Source organism: Paenibacillus rhizoplanae, assembly GCF_042684125.1.
GTDB classification, from domain to species: domain Bacteria; phylum Bacillota; class Bacilli; order Paenibacillales; family Paenibacillaceae; genus Paenibacillus_AQ; species Paenibacillus_AQ rhizoplanae.
In genome coordinates, this window is sequence record NZ_JBHUKY010000023.1 from 17952 (window position 1) to 34903 (window position 16952).

Sequence of the window (16952 nt, forward strand, 5' to 3'; positions counted from 1 at the left end):
CTTGAATACTACTATATTAATCATTAAGTATGCTGCTGAATGAATGCGGAGGCCTGAAGGGGGAAAGTTCATCTGCCGATACCGCACTAATCCTGGCGCATACTGGAATGAAATCTAAATCTGTCAGGAAGTGATCACAGAATGGCCTTTTTATCAACAGGACCTATTGAGAACAATCCGGTCAACGGGGTGAGACCGACCCAACAGGTTACCGTTAAGATTGATAACCGCAGCGCAGACTCGGCATACTCCTTAACAATTCAGGGTTATCAGCTGAACGGCGGCATAAGAGTGATGTACGTAAGTGAATTACTCCATGTTGCAGCGAATCAAGTGATTACGAAGAATTATTATGCTGACTTGAATGCTTTTGAATTCATATTTATTACATCGCCGAGTTCAGCTAATCTGATTGATTCTGTACAAATCTCGGTGTGGGGCAAGAACGGGTCGGGTCAACTGGTAACAGCACACCGGCTGGTAGCAGAAGAATTGCTTAGAGAGAATACCGGCGGCGGGGCCGGAGGGGGGACAGGTCCGACGGGACCGACAGGACCGGCCGGGTCTCCAGGATTAAATGGACAGCCAGGACCAGCAGGACCAGCAGGACCAACAGGGCCGACAGGACCGGGGGCAGGAGATCCGGGAGCTACAGGAGCTACAGGAGTAACAGGACCAACGGGCCCAGGGGGAGGAGACCCGGGAGCTACTGGGGCAACAGGAGCTACGGGAGCTACAGGAGCAGGTGAAACCGGAGCCACGGGAGCTACAGGTGGAACAGGACCAACTGGCCCAGGGGGAGGAGACCCGGGAGTCACAGGAGCTACAGGAGTCACAGGAGTGACAGGCTTAACAGGAGCTACAGGAGCAGGGGAAACCGGAGCCACGGGAAACACAGGAGCTACAGGAGTGACTGGCTTAACAGGAGCTACAGGAGCAGGGGAAACGGGAGCCACAGGAGTTACCGGCCTCACAGGAGTTACCGGCCTTACAGGAGTAACTGGTCTTACAGGGGAAACTGGAGCTACCGGAGCTACGGGCATGACAGGTCCAATCTTGGCAACTGAAGGATTCTCAGTATTTCTGCCAACCTTGGTGACAGGCACCACGGCCACAGTTGGAGGTTGGGAAGAGACGGCACCTTATTACGGCAATGCAGCATTTGATGCTGTTTTGGGTCAATATACCGTTCCAGAGGCGGGTAGATATTCTATTGAGGCTACTGTCAACTTTGCCTTTACTGCAGCTATCCCTGCTGCATTAGGTGCAGATGTGAATCCTTCATTAGTGGTCCGAAGAACTACACCAACTCCAGCTACTGATCTGGTCACCGGATTATTACCGGTACTGGATGTGGCTGTTACAGGAACGTTAACCCTTAGAACACTCCTTAGAAGCGGTACTGTCACCTTGGCGGGAGAAGTAGAACTTGCGGCAAATGATGTGATCACCCTCGTCTATCAATCGGCTGGAGTAGCGCTTGATGTGAATCTAGGTGCTGCAACTCCAGGCGTTATATGGTCTGTTCACCGTCTAACCTGATCGTGGAAGGGACCTGTTTTACTTTTCTTTTCTACAAGCTTAAGACCATCCTTTGCAGGATGGCTTCTTTTTTATATATCTGATTAGAGCCAGGAGGCTAGGGAGATGGAAGCAGAACAGCAGGGGCTGTTCAGTCTATGTATGATTGTGAGGAATGAAGAAGCTGTGCTGGGGCGCTGTCTGGATTCGGTCAGAGAATTGATGGATGAGATCATTATTGTAGATACGGGATCAACGGACAGGACCATGACTGTTGCGGGCTGGTATACAGGGAAGGTATTCACATATCCGTGGGATGAGGATTTCGCAGCCGCCCGCAACTATTCCTTCGAACAGGCGACGATGCCCTATGTGATCTGGATGGATGCGGATGAGCTGTTGGCTGCTCCAGAAGCGGAGAAGCTGGCCTGGCTGAAGCAACAGCTGGCGCAGGAACAGCAGGGGGTAGATGTAATCCGAATGGGAACCCGGCTATCTCCCCCGCCTGCCCAAGGTGATTCTGCTTTAGTGCCAGTGCATTCTGAGATCCGCCCCCGGGTTGTCAGACGCGGGCATTTCTGTTGGCAAGGGCGGGTCCATGAGGAGCTGGATATTGGAGCAGGCACAGCCATGAATACAGATATCTATATTGACCATCGGCCGTCGGCTATCCATACGGAACGCAACCTGCAGATTCTGAAGCGCTGGATTACTGAAGAAGGAAAGGCCGAAGGAAAGCTTCTCTTCCACTATGCGAATGAATGCTTCAACGCCCGAGATTATCAAGCAGCAGAGGCTTCTTATGAACAGTTGTTGCGTGAACCAAGCGGCTTCAGAGGGGAACAGATTACAGCTTGTCTGCGGTTGTCCGAGTGTTACCGGCAGAAATGCGAAGCAGAGCTTAGACTGAACAGCCTCCTTCGTTCTTTCGGCTATGGACTGCCCCAGCCCGATGTCTGCTGTGGTATTGCCGGGTTCTTCGAGGAACGCCGGGAATGGGACAACGCGATCTTCTGGTATCTCCAGGCGATCAACCGGCAGACGGCAGGACTGGGGGAACGTCCTGTCTCCCAAGCTTATTACACCTGGCTGCCCCATGTCTTGGTCAGCCGCTGCTTCGCAGCCGCAAGAGAGTGGCAGCAGGCCTGGCAGCATAATGAGCAGGCCTTGGCTTACCTGCCGGGTAATCAGGTTTTGCTGGGCACAAGAAGACAATTACAGCAGGTACTGGAAGAAGGACGGAGCAGGTCAGAGTAACGCAGAAGCAGGCAGCCGTGATTACAGTTGCCTGCTTTATAGTATGTATTGAAATTCGCTATTGCCCTGCCGGTTCAGTTGGACTCATAACTTGTGCCGGTAGTGAGTACGTATATGTAAAGTGTCTTAAAAAGGGGGGGTTCTCTTGACTAATTCACTATCACTTCTCAAAGAGCCGGGTTACATATCGAATCCATCTTGTATTTCAATAGGCAGAAATGTAACGGTGCAGGGCGGGTATTACTGGAACATTCTTGAATCGGCTTCGGGCAGCACTCCAGAGCTTACAATCAGGGATGGGAGCCGGATAGAGGCAGGTTTACATGTGCAGTGCAGCCATAAAGTCCACATCGGCCGGAATGTGAAGATTGGACCTAATGTCAGCTTAACGGACAGTACAGCGGATGCGGATCAACCGGGTTATCCAGCCTGGGCGCAGCCCGCGAATAATATTAATACCTGTGGAGAACTGATAGTGGGTGATGGAAGCATAATCGGTGCGCACGCTGTAATTAACAGAGCGGTCAAGATCGGGAAATTCAGTATTATTGAGCCTAACAGTGTTGTGGTGGATCATATTCCAAGCTTTTGCAGAGTCTCGGGTAATCCGGCTGTTGTTACCCAAGTATTCGTTCCTGAGTTACTGGAGTGGGTTAAAGTGAACAGTGATACGGAGAGAGAGTCCGCACTTGCCCGCCGCATAGAACATCCATTGCTGTCGATCGTGATTCCAACCTACAATCGCGTCCAACATCTTAGTAATAATCTGCAATCCATCTATAAACAGGTCTCGGATGAGGATTTAGTGGAAGTAGTGGTCTCCGATAATGCCTCGACAGATCATACACTGGAAGTAGGCCGTGTCTACGCTAACCTGTACTCCAGTTTTCATTATAGCCACAATGAACAGAATATCGGCGGTGACTTGAACATCGATTATGTCAGTACGCTGGCTAAAGGCAGCTTCATTAAACTACAAGGAGATGATGATTACTGGCTGAATGGAGCGCTGATTGATTTCATCGGAATTCTTCTGGAGCATTTGGATTGTGCACTGATTCACACGATGCCATTCCTTCCTGATAACCGGGTATATACTTTAGAGGGCGGTGACTTATTCCTGGCTCATACGAGTAATAATGCAATGCAAATTTCTATGAATACTATGAAAAGATCAGTGTGGGATCAAATTGAGGATAAAAGCAAATATGCTTATACAAGTATTAATCAAATCTACTGGTTCTATGAAATTCTAATGATTGATCCTAAATTTTGTATGATCAATCATAATTTTCATCTTAATGCAGGTATAGCTCCAGAGGGATACAACATAGGTGAGGTATGCATTAAACATTTCCTGGATGCATTACACCATTATGAAGGTCGTACTCTGAAGAGAGAGACCATCCATGAGGAAAAAAAGAAACGCTTTTATAATGTGATTCTACCGTTGTATGGAACCATTGTAAGAAATAAATTCCCCAGCGATGTGTCCAACCTGGAGCGGTATTACACGGACTATTATGCAAATGAAGATTATTATGAGGATGGCCTGCTGAAGCTGCGGGAGATCTCGGTGCTGCAGTCATGATGAACGATAAGCGTAAGCCTGTTGCCATTCTGGGAGCCACTGGTCATATCGCCAAAAATCTGATTCTCGGTCTTGGAGCGACGCAGGAGTATGAGTTGTATCTATTCTCGCGGTCCAAGGACAGGATGGCTCTTTTCCTGGAGGAGAACCAGCTTGAGGAAGGGGCCACGCTCTGTGAATATAATGAATTTGCTCATTTGGCGGCCTACGATGTGATTATTAACGGGGTAGGTATCGGAGATCCGCTTGACCTCATACACCATCCGTTCCAGGTCTTTCAGATTACCGAGCAATACGACAATCTGATTCTGGACTATCTGCACAAGAACCCGGAGGCTGTATACATCAATCTGAGCAGCGGAGCGGTGTACGGGTCTGACTTCGATCAGCCTGCTACAGACGGGAAGTGGCTTAAGCTTGATCCCAACCACCTGTCCGCTCAGGAATTTTACGGAATCACCAAGCTGAACATGGAGGCTAAGCACAGAAGTCTGGGCCAGTACCGTATTGTGGACTTACGGATCTTCGGTTTTTTCAGCGCGTTTATTGATTTGGAATCCCGTTATTTGCTGACGGATATCATTCATCACCTTAAGACGGGAGAGACTCTACAGACTTCAGCAGACAACATCGTAAGAGATTATGTGCATTCGGAAGATTTCGTCCAGCTCATCAAGCTGTGTATGCAAGAAAAGATACGGAATGATGCCTATGATGTATATTCGCTGAAGCCTGCATTGAAGTTCGAGATTCTGGATTACTTCGCAGAGCACCATGGGCTGAAGTATGAAATTCAAGATAACCCCAACCATAACTCTATTACGGGCTCCAAAAATAATTATTATTCGCTTAACGATCGAGCTTCACAAATTGGTTATCAGCCCCGTTACACCTCACTACAGAGTATTGAGTCCGGTTACAGTCAACTATGCCGAAATAAAAATTCATGAATCTCCGTCCGCAGGGAATTATAGAGCCTTAGAGACCTCTCTAATACTGATCAGATAAGGACGGAATTCATGAAGCAGACTTCTGGTTCGGCAGAGAACGACAAGAAACTGAAGTGGTGGCAGCTCAGTCTGCTGGGCATTGCGGGGACGATAGGGACCGGGTATTTCCTCGGCTCGGGGCTGGCGATCTCGATGGGCGGACCAGCGGTGTTGCTGGTCTACCTGCTCGCAGCGGCGGGAACCTATGCGGTCTTCGATGCGCTGGCGCGGATGACGGCGGCGCAGCCGGAGCAAGGCTCCTTCCGCTCCTATGCCAAGCAGGCCTTCGGCAGCTGGGCGGGGTTCGGCAGTGGCTGGTTATACTGGTTCTCGGAGCTGCTGATTATGGGCAGCCAGCTAACGGCGCTGTCGATCTTCTCGCGGTTCTGGTTCCCGGGCGTGCCGATGTGGATTTTTGCAGCGGGGTATGCGGTGGTCGCTCTGGGGATTGTATTCTTCGGCAACAAGGGCTTCGACCGGGTGGAGAACGTGCTGGCCGTCATCAAGGTGGCGGCTATTCTTATGTTCCTGGTGATTGCGGCCGCGCTGCTGGCGGGCTGGATTGGCGGCGGCAAGTTCACCCCGAAGGTGCCAATGAGCTATAAGGCGTTTTTTCCTTCGGGGGGAATCGGGTTATGGTCTGCGTTTATTTTTGCCTTCTATGCTTATGGAGGGATCGAGGTGCTGGGGATTATGTCTTACCGGCTCCAGAAGCCGGAGGAAGCGCCGAAGGCGGGGAAGGTAATGCTGCTGGGACTGGCATCGGTGTATATTTTGTCGATTGGACTGGCGGTCATTATGGTACCGCTTAGCGCTTTTAACCCGAAGGAGAGTCCCTTCGTTCTGGCTCTGCGCAGCGACCATCTAGCCTTCGTGCCGCATCTGTTCAACGGCGTGCTGATTATTGCTGGGTTCTCCACGATGACTGCGTCGCTGTATGCGATTACCTCGATGATGATTACGCTGGCCCAGGAGGGGGATGCGCCCAAGGTATTCTCGAAGAAGTGGAAGGACAAGTATCCGTTCCTGGCGCTGTGCCTGATTGCGGGTGGTCTGACGGGGACGGTAATTATGGCCTTGCTGCTGCCGGGAAAAGTGTACGAATACATCACCACCGCCGCCGGGCTGATGATTCTCTATAACTGGGCGTTCATCCTGCTCTCCTCTGCCAAGCTGCTTAAGCCAAGCATTCTCAGCGGCGTGAAGCGCTGGAGCGGGCTGGTGCTGATTCTGGCTGCGGTCAGCGGAACGCTGTTCCATAAGCTCAGCCGCCCTGGCTTCTATATCAGCCTGCTTATCGTAGCGCTGATTGCGCTGAGTGACTGGATCGTGCAGCATTACCGCAGCAAGCACGAGGCAGCAGGGAAAGAACAGCACCCAGATGCGCATAAGGGAAGCTTCCACACGCTGCCGGGTGGACCAGGCTTCCGGATTAAGGGCATCCGGCTGCGGAAGAACAAAATCTAATGAAAGAACAGCAGCCGGGCCGCCTGAATCCCGAAGTAGAAGCCGAAGCCGACCAGCGACAGACCGGACAAGACAGAGACGGCCTTCAGCACCCGCTGAGTCAGGAATTTGCGGAACATGCTGGAGGCAGCGGCCATGGTCACATCCCATAGCAGAATGCCAAGGACAATGGCGCCGCTGTAGATCAGGAGCTGCTGCATCGGGTACTCGTTAACCGCCTTGGCTAAGATGGAACCGTAGATGCCCAGCCAGAACAGGATGGAGAGGGGATTGAACAGCGACATCAGGAACCCGGACACGAAGGATTTGGATAAGGAAGCTCCGCTTCGACGCACCTCTGTTGCTGAGAGTTCCCCCGAATGCCTGATGCTCTCCATACCGCTGTAGACCAGGACGAAGAAGCCGAACAGCCACAGGAAGGCCTTCACGAACGGGGCATCCAGCAGGTGAATCATGCCGAAATACACCAGCAGCATGTAGACTACATCGGCACAGACCGCCCCAAGGCCCACCGCCCAAGCTGGAAGGAAGCCTCCGCGCAGCCCCTTGTCCAATTGGGCGGCATTAATAGGCCCGATGGGGGCTGACAGGGATAACCCGAGAACCATATAACCTATGAATATGTTAATGTTGTCCTCCTCCTTTTTATAATTAGCATATTCCGCAGAAGGCGATAATAGGACAACCAGATATGAAGAAGGCCCGCGAAGAATCGCGGGCCTTCTTGCTTTACAGATGCTTGAGCCAACAGCGTTACGCGTGGACTGGCTCAGGTCTTTTGACGAGCAGCGGCGGGGGAACCAGCCAGCCTTTTTTCTTCAGCAGATGCAGGTTTTTCAGGCCGATGGCCGCCTTGGTGAGATGATATTTGGCGAACAATGCGCCGATATCCTCACGGATGGACTGCCCCATTGCCTGGCTGCACGCTACCATCCCAACCGCCAGAGTGGCTGCAACCATGGCTGCAATCTCAGGGTCCGTGAACCGTGCGCCCACCGGAATATCCTCCAGTCTCGCTTCAGGCCGGTTCGGGAGTGCCGGAGCAGCAGCAATGCCCTGCTCCGCCAGCAGCGAGTCGCATTCGCTGATCTCCAGCTCCGCCTGGTCGATCATGGCGGCCAGAATTTTTTTCAGGTCGCTGTCCCCGGCGTGATACATATGAGCTCTGTAGCCGGATAAAGCGCCCTTTGCTGCCATTGAGGTCTCCCACAGGGTGAAGATCTCTCCATAATGCATCGGTTCTTCCTTGGGGTTGCCGCCTAGAATTCCTGTCATAGGTAAGCTCCTTTACGGTTGGATTTGAACATGGAGTAGCATGTCCCGCAGGAAACGGAGATATTACAGTGCGAGGTTGTGAATTTGTTTACACGGATAAAAGGCTGACTGCCATGCCATAATAAGCAGATGTGAAGTCAGGGTGGAGTATCACCCCGACCGGGCTGGATGTCCATACCCTATGTGCTGGCCTGTTCGTTGTGCTACGGCTGGTATCTGATGATTAAAGGCAGGTCCCAAGGGGTATAAATACAGCCGTTAGACCGACAATAAGCAGAATGCGAATATAAAAGAAGGTGGTTCGTCCATGAACGGGTCAAAAGAATCCCAAGGGGAAAAAGGTTCAAAGGGGGCACTAATCGCGCTCGCTTCCATCCCACTGATTATGACACTGGGCAATTCGATGCTGTTGCCGATTCTGCCCCAGATCTCGAAGGAGCTGGGGGTGAGCGCTTTTGGGGTCAGTATGATCATTACGGTCTATGGCCTGATTGCCATCCTAATGATCCCGATCGCCGGCTATTTATCGGACCGTTTCGGACGCAAAAAAGTGATTCTGCCCAGCCTGATTCTGGCTGCCCTGGGCGGTGCCGGATGTGTGGCCGCTGCCTGGTTCTTCACAGGAGTGACGGCTTACTGGATCATTCTTGCCGGACGTTTTGTCCAAGGGATCGGTGCCGCAGGCGCTTTTCCCATTGTCATTCCCTTCGTGGGTGATCTGTTCAAGGATGAGAAGGAGGTGAGTAAAGGGCTCGGAATTATTGAGACCTCCAATACCTTCGGAAAAGTGGTAAGCCCGATCCTGGGTGCTTATCTGGGGACGCTGCTATGGTATGCGCCTTTTATCGCCATTCCTGTGTTGTGTCTGTTCTCTTGTATTCTTGTGATCTTCCTCGTTAAGAAGCCCAAGGCGGAGGAGGAAGCGGAGAAGACCGGCCTTAAGGAATTCCTAGGCGGCATTAAGAGTGTATTGCATGAGAAGGGCCGCTGGCTGTACGCCATCTTCGCCATCGGCGGCATTTGCATGTTCGCCACCTTCGGGGTATTGTTCTATTTATCTGAAATCCTCGAATCGAAATATAACCTGCACGGGGCGTACAAAGGCTTTGTACTGGCCATTCCGCTTGCTTTGCTATGTCTGGCCTCTTACGGAAGCGGTAAGATCATCGGCAAAAACAAGCTGCTCATGAAATGGCTCGGCTTCGGCGGCATGGCCTTACTGACCGCTGCTACGCTGATTACCGGCTTCAATGAGAACATCTATTACATGGTCGGATTCCTGAGTCTAAGCGGAATCGGGATCGGGGTGGTCCTGCCCTGCATGGATGCGCTGATTACCGAAGGCATCGAGAAGGAGAACCGGGGCACGATTACTTCCCTCTACAGCAGCATGAGATTCATCGGGGTCGCGCTGGGCCCGCCGGTGGTGTCCCTCTTGATGAACCGGGGACACTGGACCTTGTTCTTCACTATGGCGGGCGTCGGGGCCGTCGGCGGACTGTTGAGCTTCTTCGCGGTAAGACCCAGCAAGGAGGATTCCGAAGGGGAAGGCCGGACAGGGCGGAATTCGTTGGCGAAGAAAGGAAGTCCACTGCGCCAGCGGGCTCGGTAGGTGGTAAGTAAGGCATGTGTGTATGTATTTATGATTGAAGGGGCGCCCCATATGAGGCGCCCCTTATTTGAAATAGAATTTATATGTTTCACACGATAAATTATCCTACTATTTCTCGCTGAAACGGTACCGTATGCTGAAAACCGAATACAATATACTGCCACGATGAGCGATGGGTTCCATGCTTACAGCCGGTAACAATTGTAGAAAAATCCTGCACGAAGTGCAACAATCCTGCCCCATAGAAGCGGTCTATGCTGAACTCCTGCACAAAATGCAACAAATCCAGCGCAAACTTGCTCTAATCACCGAAATTTATGCAATTCATGCAACATTCCACTTCATCCAGTAATAGGTATAGAGGATTCCTGCAATAATTGCAATGCTCCATACAAGCGGTCGGTGAGAGAAGGCACCAGCATCCTTCACTCGTAGGGTGATTTGATTTCTCTTCTACACCATAAAAAACACTAAAGAAAAATGCGACAAGCGAAAGGAACGGAGGGGAAATTTGGAACTGTAGAGCGGTAGCGTCCGCTTTGTCTCCGGATTTCTACCGCAAACAGCGGTCTAAATCAGGAAATCTGGAGACAACAGCGGCCGGAAGTCCAAATGTTCACCGCAGTGACGATTACGCCTCGACTTCAAACATCTAGTATTTTCTTCTCCCCTACACCTCAATAATTATCGGCAGGATCATCGGACGGCGCTTCGTCCGCTCATACAGGAACTTGCTAAGGATATCCTTCAGCGTCTGCTTGATCAGATTCCATTGGCCGAGATCCGCTGAACTCATTTTCTGGAGAGTGGCCTTAACGAGCTGGTTAATCTCATCCATCAGGCTGTCTGAATTGCGGACATAGATGAACCCGCGTGAGATGGTATCCGGCTCACTGAGCAGCCGTCCATCAGCCTGGCTTAGGGTAATTACAGTAATCAGCACCCCGTCTGCCGACAACTGGCGGCGGTCCCGCAGCACCACATTGCCGATATCGCCAATCCCCAGCCCGTCCACGAAAATCTGCCCCGCTGTGACCCGTCCCGCCTGGCGCACCACTCCGCCTGCCGACTCTACAACCTCGCCGTTCTTAAGCAGGAAAATATGATCTCCCTCCACCCCGACCCCTTCAGCCAATAGCCGGTGATGGTGCAGCATCCGGTATTCGCCGTGGATCGGAATGAAGTACTCCGGCTTCATCAGGGTCAGCATCAGCTTCAATTCCTCCTGGCTGCCGTGGCCGGAGACATGCAGCTCACTGCGGGAGCCGTAGATGACCTTAGCCCCGAGAATATAGAGATTGTCCACGATCCGCGATACATTGCGTTCATTGCCCGGTATCGGATTCGCTGCGAGCAGCACGGTATCTCCGGCCTGGATCTCCATCTGCCGGTTGCTTGCATTCGCCAGCCGGGATAACGCAGCCATCGGCTCACCTTGGCTGCCTGTGCACAGAACAGCCACTTCCTGCGGCGGAAGCTTCGCGGCCTCTACAGGCTCGACCAGCATTCCATCAGGGATGATCAGATACCCCAGCTCCCTGGACACGCCCACAACATTCACCATGCTGCGGCCCAGTAAGGCCAGCTTGCGTCCGGTCACTCCGGCAGCATCCACAATCTGTTGAAGCCGGTGGACATTGGAGGCGAAGGTGGAGACGAAGATACGGCGCTCCGCCTGCTTGAAGGCCTCCTCCATATGCGCGCCGACCAGCTGCTCGGAAGGGGTGAAGCCGGGACGTTCCGCATTCGTGCTCTCGGAGAGCAGGAAGCGGACGCCTCTCATGCCGATCGCAGCCATTTTGTGAATATCCGGGTATTGCTTGTTCACTGGAGTCATATCGAATTTGAAATCTCCCGTATGGACAACCGTTCCTTCAGGGGTATCGAACACTACTCCCAGACAGTCCGGGATACTGTGGTTGGTCCGGAAGAAGGTGGCGGTCACCGCACCGAAGGTGAGCTCGGAATCGGCATCAATACGGTGAAGCTGGGCATCCCGGAGCAGACCGTGCTCCTTGAGCTTAGTCCTGATCAGGCCAAGGGTCAGGCGGGAGGCATAGAGCGGAAGGTTCATCTGCTTAAGCAGGTAGGGAATGCCGCCGATATGGTCTTCATGCCCGTGGGTAACAATCAGGGCCCGGACCTTATCCCGGTTATCCAGCAGGTAAGCGATATCTGGGATAATCAGATCAATGCCCAGCAGGCTCTCATCAGGGAATTTGGACCCGCAGTCTATGGCGATAATATCGTCACCATATTGCAGGATATACATATTCTTGCCGATCTCATGGACGCCGCCCAAGGCGGCAATCCGTAGACGTTCTTTTGACATTGTGACGCTCCTCCTTTAATCAGTATGCTTATTATGTTAGGAGGGAAGGCTTACTATCCGGTGTCCCGGAAATAACATTCTTCACATTACTAATATAACATGGTATATTAGGTTGTGGCTTTCCAAGAGAAAGCGGTAATGGAGGTGCTTGATATGGCCAATGACTCAGGCTCGAGGCCGATGTACGAAATGATCTTTCATACGTTGCGTGAGCGGATTCCTAATCATGAATATAGGGTGGGGGAGGGCAAGTCAACAGCACCGGTCCGCAAGGACTGACCTGTCAGAGTAAAGTACCTGGAATTCTTGAAAGCCCAACTGCGGGAGTAAGATCAAAGCCTCCAATGCGTGGGCTTTTTTTGTTCAGTTTTCGACTGAATATACTATATATACCAAGGACATTAAACTCTATAAATATACCATTAATATATTGACATATTAATATTAATTGTTTACTATAATGAAAGCGTTTGAAATACTGATATATACCATTTGGAGGTGCAGCATACACCCGTGAAGCTACAGAATGAAATCCCGAAGTCTGTGTATGATTTGATCGGCAAGGTGCAAGGGGAGTTGCCAGACTCTTCCAAGCTGGCCAAGATGTTCGAGGAGTGCATTATCAATACTATTGGCACCACCATTTCGCAGAAAGCGGATGGTACCACCTTCGTTATAACAGGTGATATACCAGCTATGTGGCTGCGTGATTCCGCCGCCCAGGTTCGCCCGTATCTGCTGCTTGCCGCAGAAGACCCTAATATGGAGGCAATGATTGCGGGTCTGGTGAAGCGGCAGATGAATTATGTTCTGCTTGATCCGTATGCCAATGCCTTCAATGAAGAGGCGAACGGACACGGACACCAATCGGATCTTACCGCCATGAGCCCATGGATCTGGGAGCGCAAGTATGAGATTGATTCGCTGGCGTATCCGATTCAGCTCAGTTATCTGCTCTGGAAGAACAGCGGCTGCGTCACGCAGTTCGATGAGACCTTCCGCAACGCAGCGCTTGAAATTATGAAGCTGTGGAGAGTGGAGCAGCGTCATGAGACGGAGTCGGGCTACCGGTTCCAGCGGCTGGATGCACCGCTCACGGATACCTTGACCCGGGAGGGCAAAGGAAGCGAAACCGCTTATACCGGGATGACCTGGTCAGGCTTCCGGCCAAGTGATGACTGCTGTGAGTATGGTTATCTGGTGCCGTCCAATATGTTCGCTGTGGTGGTCCTTCGCTATCTGGAAGAGATCGCTCAAGAGATATACGGGGATCAGGAGCTTGCGGCAACGGCGCAGAAGCTGGGCCAGGAGATCAATCAGGGGATACAGGAGCATGGTATCTATAATCATCCGGTCTATGGGAGAATCTATGCTTATGAGACAGACGGGCTAGGTCATTACAACCTTATGGATGATGCCAATGTTCCAAGCCTGCTGTCCTTGCCTTACCTGGGCTACACCGACGAGAATGACGAGGTGTACAGGAATACCCGCAGATTTATCCTTAGCGAGGACAATCCTTATTACTATAAAGGGCAGGTTGCTGAAGGAATAGGCAGTCCGCATACCCCGGAGGGTTACATCTGGCACATCGCCTTGTCCATGCAAGGACTTACGTCACCGGAGCGCAGCGAGAAAGAGCGCTTACTGCGGCTGATTCAGGATACGGATGGAGGCACAGGCTTGACCCATGAAGCCTTCTCAGTCAACGATGCCACAGCATTTACCCGTCCGTGGTTCTCCTGGTCGAATATGCTGTTCAGTGAACTGATTATGGATTATTGCGGATTACGGGTAGCGAAGTAGAATTTCTTGCTGAAACGGTACCGTCCTTTTAAAGGACGGTACCGTTTCTACTTGGCGCGGGAATCCGGACAATCTGAAAATTTAGCAGATTTGGCGGTTACAGATATCCAAGCCAATCCCACTCGCTCCGAATACACTAACGTATATCTATTGGGGCGGGGGGAGCATACATGACGGTATGGAATAGCAGAAGACCTGTTTTTGAAACGGATGAGCGGGGAACACATCTGAATACCGCCTGGGAAGGACATCGCAGATTCGCTTACGACCTGGTTTGTCATATGCTGCCTGGTAAAATCGTAGAATTAGGGACGTATTATGGCGCTTCTCACTTCGCCTTCTGTCAGGCCGTTAAGGATCATGGGCTTGCAACGGTATGTTACGCAGTCGATACGTGGCTAGGCGACCAGCATTCGGGGCTGTACGATGAATCTATTTATCAGTCGGTACAATCTTCGTCAAGCACCTATTACTCTGGAATCTCCCACCTGCTGCGCATGACCTTCGACGAGGCATTGCTTCAATTTGCAGACCGAAGCATCGACTTGCTGCATATTGACGGTCTCCATACTTATGAGGCGGTCAAGCATGATTATGAGTCATGGCTGCCGAAGCTGGCAGATAACGGCGTTATTCTGTTCCATGATATTGCGGCTATGCAAGACGACTTCGGCGTGCACCGCCTGTGGGGAGAGCTTCAGATGCAGTACTATGCAGTTCAATTCGAGCATAGCTATGGGCTTGGCATTCTGATGCCCAAGGGCTGTTCTCCGGTAACCTCGTATATGCATGCCAACTGGAATGCAATCAAGCCGATGTACCCTTAATGAGTACAGCATGAAATATCCTGCTGAATACAATTTGCTTCAATTAAGGTTACTTCCCTGTGGCGAGCATCCTGCGGATGGTCTGGACGACCAGCTCCGGCTGGTCGTGAATGACCATATGGCCGCTATTCTCGGCGACTATAAGCTCACTATTGGAAGAGAGCTTCAGCATATTACGCTGGCCCTCCTGCCAGATGGCTTCGAGCCTGCGGCCGCCTTCCCCGGAGATTCCGAAGGAGGCATAGTCCTGGGGCAGGCCACGGGCGATCACCTTCACCGGGAGCGAGCCGAAGTGCTGTCCACGGATCACATCCTCGGTAGAGCTTGCCAGCGCTGCTTCCTGCTCCTTGGCGGCAAAATAACTTGGCGTGGAAATAACGTTAATGAACGTCCCGCGGTCTTGTGGCGCAACCAGCCCCGCTAGGAGCTGGTCCTGGAACAGCCGAAGCGCCCCGGATCGCTTGAGCAGGCTCAGCAGGGAAGCGCTGGGGTTGCCGGCCATATTCTCGGCAGCCAGAATCGGCTTCGTCTCGCGGTCGTCATTCTCGGGTCTGGCATCGATCAGCACCAGTCCGGTTACTTCGTCCGGGTAAGTCTGAGTGAACAGCCGGGCATACATGCCGCCGAGAGAGTGGCCGACCATCAAGTAGGGGCCGGGAAAATCTGCATTCTTCAGTGCCGTATGCAGCTCACGCACGATATTGGCGCCTGAGCGTTCCGTATCCGCCTGCTCACTCCAGGCATACCCGGCCCTATCGTAAGTGACAACGGTAGCATGTTCAGCTAACTGTTCAGGAATATCTCTCCACGACAGGCTGGTTTCACCGCTGCCTGCCTCAAGAATAATAGTGGGAGCTCCTGTGCCTAACTGGCGAATATGGAGGTTATAGCCTCCGGCATCCACCAGCTGACCCGGTGCAGGATAGCTTTTAAGAGCGGAGCTTGCGGCAATGGCTTCATATAGGAACCCTGATCCTGCAAGAAGCAGGACGGCAGATAGAAGGAACAGCAGCAGCTTAAGCAGTCTGCTCCGCAGTTTCGGGGCTGTGTTCTTCGGGTGACTGGAAGAGTTAGTCATGGGGATAGGTTCGTCTCCTTTTTTACAATACAGTTGTATTATTTAAGAAACAGTATAACAGCCTGTCCCGCAATTAAGCAATGTCCTAATACCTGAAAAAACAGCTGTCTCCACAGCCGGATCTGCCGGACCAGCCGTTTAAATTCCCCTCCACAAGGGTAAAGTACATACAAATCAAACCGGAAGAGAAAGGCGGTAAGCTTATGCTGTGGGGATTAATCGGACTTGTAGTGGTAGTATGGCTGTTAGGCCTTATCTTTAATTTCATGGGCAACATGATTCATCTTCTGCTGTTTGTCGCAGCGGTCCTGTTCGTGATCAACCTGGTCAAGGGACGGTCGCGGAGATAAAGGGGAAAAAAGTGGATAGGAATAGGCAGCACAGCATGTGTCCCTGTGAAGGAGGCATGTGCTTTTTGATGTTGAGTCTGGCTGATGTCTGGACACTTATTCCCCGGTTGCCTATAATAAATGAAAATGAATGAAAGTGTACATGGAGGAGATTCAATGCGCAAACCGATCATCGCCGTTGATATGGACGATACGATCTGCCATCTCGTGAAGCGTGCGATATACCACAATAACATTGAGTTTCCTACACATCCGCTACGCTACGAAGATATGATGGATTGGAACACGGACCATCTGCGTCATCCGGAGAGCACCATGGACCTGTTCTTCGGCAGACCCGGCCTCTACGAGGAGCTGGAGCTGTTCGACGAATATGTGGTGGAAGAGATGGAGAAGCTGCACAACGCTTATGACGTTATTATTGTGACGGCCGCTGTCCCGAAGACGGTGCTGGAGAAATGGAACTGGCTGCAAAAGCACATGCCGTACATCCCGGCCGACAATTTCTTCACCTGCAAGCGGAAGCATCTGATCGGCTACGATCTGCTGATTGATGACGGCCCGCATAACCTGCTGCCCGCCGTTCAGGCAGGGAAGAAGGTGCTCTGTATTCCGCATCCGTGGAACCTGAGGGCACGGGAGCAATACTCTTTTCCGCTGATGACCTCCTGGGAGGGTGCCAAGGAACGGGTGGATGAGATTTTGCAGGCGCAGGGTGAACCTGAACTGTAACTAAAAGCTTGAAGATGAGCCCTGCTGCTGCGGGCTTATTCTGCTATGTCCGGGTGATATTCGCCGCCTGTTCTGCCATAAATCCGCTGTCGAACATTATCAGTATTTGCGGTAT

At 51.8% G+C, this 16952-nt stretch carries 15 protein-coding genes; 11 read left to right on the plus strand and 4 right to left on the minus strand.

Annotated features, from left to right (window positions below):
* Nucleotides 1-141 precede the first annotated feature (141 nt).
* The 5 genes from ACFSX3_RS13270 (at nucleotide 142) to ACFSX3_RS13290 (ending at nucleotide 6825) form a co-directional block, all read left to right on the plus strand.
* The gene (locus tag ACFSX3_RS13270) at nucleotides 142-1542 is read left to right on the plus strand and encodes a collagen-like protein (RefSeq protein ID WP_379255853.1); all 1401 of its coding nucleotides are present in this window, start codon (nucleotides 142-144) and stop codon (nucleotides 1540-1542) included.
* A gap of 105 nt (nucleotides 1543-1647) precedes the next feature.
* Nucleotides 1648-2778 carry a glycosyltransferase family 2 protein gene (locus ACFSX3_RS13275; protein ID WP_209984977.1) on the plus strand — a complete coding sequence of 377 codons (1131 nt, stop codon included), beginning with the start codon at nucleotides 1648-1650 and terminating at the stop codon, nucleotides 2776-2778.
* A gap of 145 nt (nucleotides 2779-2923) precedes the next feature.
* Nucleotides 2924-4369 carry a glycosyltransferase gene (locus tag ACFSX3_RS13280; protein WP_209984974.1) on the plus strand — a complete coding sequence of 482 codons (1446 nt, stop codon included), beginning with the start codon at nucleotides 2924-2926 and terminating at the stop codon, nucleotides 4367-4369.
* Nucleotides 4366-5319: an NAD-dependent epimerase/dehydratase family protein gene (locus ACFSX3_RS13285; RefSeq protein WP_209984971.1), complete on the plus strand. Its 954-nt coding sequence runs from the start codon at nucleotides 4366-4368 to the stop codon at nucleotides 5317-5319. Before ACFSX3_RS13280 ends, ACFSX3_RS13285 begins: the two co-directional genes overlap by 4 nt.
* A 69-nt stretch (nucleotides 5320-5388) precedes the next feature.
* Nucleotides 5389-6825 (plus strand): amino acid permease, encoded by a 1437-nt coding sequence (locus ACFSX3_RS13290; protein WP_209984968.1) that lies wholly within the window; start codon nucleotides 5389-5391, stop codon nucleotides 6823-6825.
* Here ACFSX3_RS13290 and ACFSX3_RS13295 read toward each other — a convergent pair.
* Both ACFSX3_RS13295 and ACFSX3_RS13300 read right to left on the minus strand, forming a co-directional pair.
* Nucleotides 6822-7433, minus strand: coding sequence for a LysE family transporter (locus tag ACFSX3_RS13295; protein ID WP_379312931.1), 612 nt, complete (start codon nucleotides 7431-7433; stop codon nucleotides 6822-6824). The two genes, ACFSX3_RS13290 and ACFSX3_RS13295, sit on opposite strands and share 4 nt — an antisense overlap.
* A gap of 145 nt (nucleotides 7434-7578) precedes the next feature.
* Nucleotides 7579-8100 (minus strand): DUF3231 family protein, encoded by a 522-nt coding sequence (locus ACFSX3_RS13300; RefSeq protein ID WP_209984965.1) that lies wholly within the window; start codon nucleotides 8098-8100, stop codon nucleotides 7579-7581.
* 307 nt (nucleotides 8101-8407) lie between these two features.
* On the opposite strand from ACFSX3_RS13300, the gene ACFSX3_RS13305 reads away from it, so the two are divergent.
* Complete coding sequence (locus ACFSX3_RS13305) at nucleotides 8408-9712, plus strand: MFS transporter (protein WP_209984962.1); 1305 nt, start codon at nucleotides 8408-8410, stop codon at nucleotides 9710-9712.
* A 670-nt stretch (nucleotides 9713-10382) separates the two neighbouring features.
* Here ACFSX3_RS13305 and ACFSX3_RS13310 read toward each other — a convergent pair.
* Nucleotides 10383-12044 carry a ribonuclease J gene (locus tag ACFSX3_RS13310; protein ID WP_209984959.1) on the minus strand — a complete coding sequence of 554 codons (1662 nt, stop codon included), beginning with the start codon at nucleotides 12042-12044 and terminating at the stop codon, nucleotides 10383-10385.
* 153 nt (nucleotides 12045-12197) lie between these two features.
* On the opposite strand from ACFSX3_RS13310, the gene ACFSX3_RS13315 reads away from it, so the two are divergent.
* From ACFSX3_RS13315 to ACFSX3_RS13325, 3 genes are all read left to right on the plus strand, one after another.
* Complete coding sequence (locus tag ACFSX3_RS13315; protein WP_339219250.1) at nucleotides 12198-12323, plus strand: hypothetical protein; 126 nt, start codon at nucleotides 12198-12200, stop codon at nucleotides 12321-12323.
* 234 nt (nucleotides 12324-12557) lie between these two features.
* A complete protein-coding gene (locus ACFSX3_RS13320) occupies nucleotides 12558-13850 on the plus strand; it encodes a glycoside hydrolase family 125 protein (protein WP_379255864.1) in 1293 nt (430 codons plus the stop codon).
* Between the two features lie 170 nt (nucleotides 13851-14020).
* The gene (locus tag ACFSX3_RS13325) at nucleotides 14021-14677 is read left to right on the plus strand and encodes a class I SAM-dependent methyltransferase (protein ID WP_209984956.1); all 657 of its coding nucleotides are present in this window, start codon (nucleotides 14021-14023) and stop codon (nucleotides 14675-14677) included.
* Nucleotides 14678-14726: 49 nt separating this feature from the next.
* Here the strand turns inward: ACFSX3_RS13325 and ACFSX3_RS13330 are convergent, their stop codons facing one another.
* The gene (locus tag ACFSX3_RS13330; protein WP_209984953.1) at nucleotides 14727-15755 is read right to left on the minus strand and encodes an alpha/beta fold hydrolase; all 1029 of its coding nucleotides are present in this window, start codon (nucleotides 15753-15755) and stop codon (nucleotides 14727-14729) included.
* A 203-nt stretch (nucleotides 15756-15958) separates the two neighbouring features.
* On the opposite strand from ACFSX3_RS13330, the gene ACFSX3_RS13335 reads away from it, so the two are divergent.
* Both ACFSX3_RS13335 and ACFSX3_RS13340 read left to right on the plus strand, forming a co-directional pair.
* Complete coding sequence (locus ACFSX3_RS13335) at nucleotides 15959-16105, plus strand: lmo0937 family membrane protein (protein ID WP_143804202.1); 147 nt, start codon at nucleotides 15959-15961, stop codon at nucleotides 16103-16105.
* Nucleotides 16106-16261: 156 nt separating this feature from the next.
* Complete coding sequence (locus tag ACFSX3_RS13340; protein WP_209984951.1) at nucleotides 16262-16837, plus strand: 5' nucleotidase, NT5C type; 576 nt, start codon at nucleotides 16262-16264, stop codon at nucleotides 16835-16837.
* The last annotated feature ends 115 nt before the right edge of the window (nucleotides 16838-16952 follow it).

Coding starts and splice junctions, on each gene's coding strand:
- ACFSX3_RS13330 (WP_209984953.1), bottom strand. CDS start 15,755: ATGACTAACTCTTCCAGTCACCCGAAGAACACAGCCCCGAAACTGCGG.
- ACFSX3_RS13325 (WP_209984956.1), top strand. CDS start 14,021: ATGACGGTATGGAATAGCAGAAGACCTGTTTTTGAAACGGATGAGCGG.
- ACFSX3_RS13290 (WP_209984968.1), top strand. CDS start 5,389: ATGAAGCAGACTTCTGGTTCGGCAGAGAACGACAAGAAACTGAAGTGG.
- ACFSX3_RS13285 (WP_209984971.1), top strand. CDS start 4,366: ATGATGAACGATAAGCGTAAGCCTGTTGCCATTCTGGGAGCCACTGGT.
- ACFSX3_RS13275 (WP_209984977.1), top strand. CDS start 1,648: ATGGAAGCAGAACAGCAGGGGCTGTTCAGTCTATGTATGATTGTGAGG.
- ACFSX3_RS13305 (WP_209984962.1), top strand. CDS start 8,408: ATGAACGGGTCAAAAGAATCCCAAGGGGAAAAAGGTTCAAAGGGGGCA.
- ACFSX3_RS13270 (WP_379255853.1), top strand. CDS start 142: ATGGCCTTTTTATCAACAGGACCTATTGAGAACAATCCGGTCAACGGG.
- ACFSX3_RS13315 (WP_339219250.1), top strand. CDS start 12,198: ATGGCCAATGACTCAGGCTCGAGGCCGATGTACGAAATGATCTTTCAT.
- ACFSX3_RS13310 (WP_209984959.1), bottom strand. CDS start 12,044: ATGTCAAAAGAACGTCTACGGATTGCCGCCTTGGGCGGCGTCCATGAG.
- ACFSX3_RS13335 (WP_143804202.1), top strand. CDS start 15,959: ATGCTGTGGGGATTAATCGGACTTGTAGTGGTAGTATGGCTGTTAGGC.
- ACFSX3_RS13300 (WP_209984965.1), bottom strand. CDS start 8,100: ATGACAGGAATTCTAGGCGGCAACCCCAAGGAAGAACCGATGCATTAT.
- ACFSX3_RS13340 (WP_209984951.1), top strand. CDS start 16,262: ATGCGCAAACCGATCATCGCCGTTGATATGGACGATACGATCTGCCAT.
- ACFSX3_RS13295 (WP_379312931.1), bottom strand. CDS start 7,433: ATGGTTCTCGGGTTATCCCTGTCAGCCCCCATCGGGCCTATTAATGCC.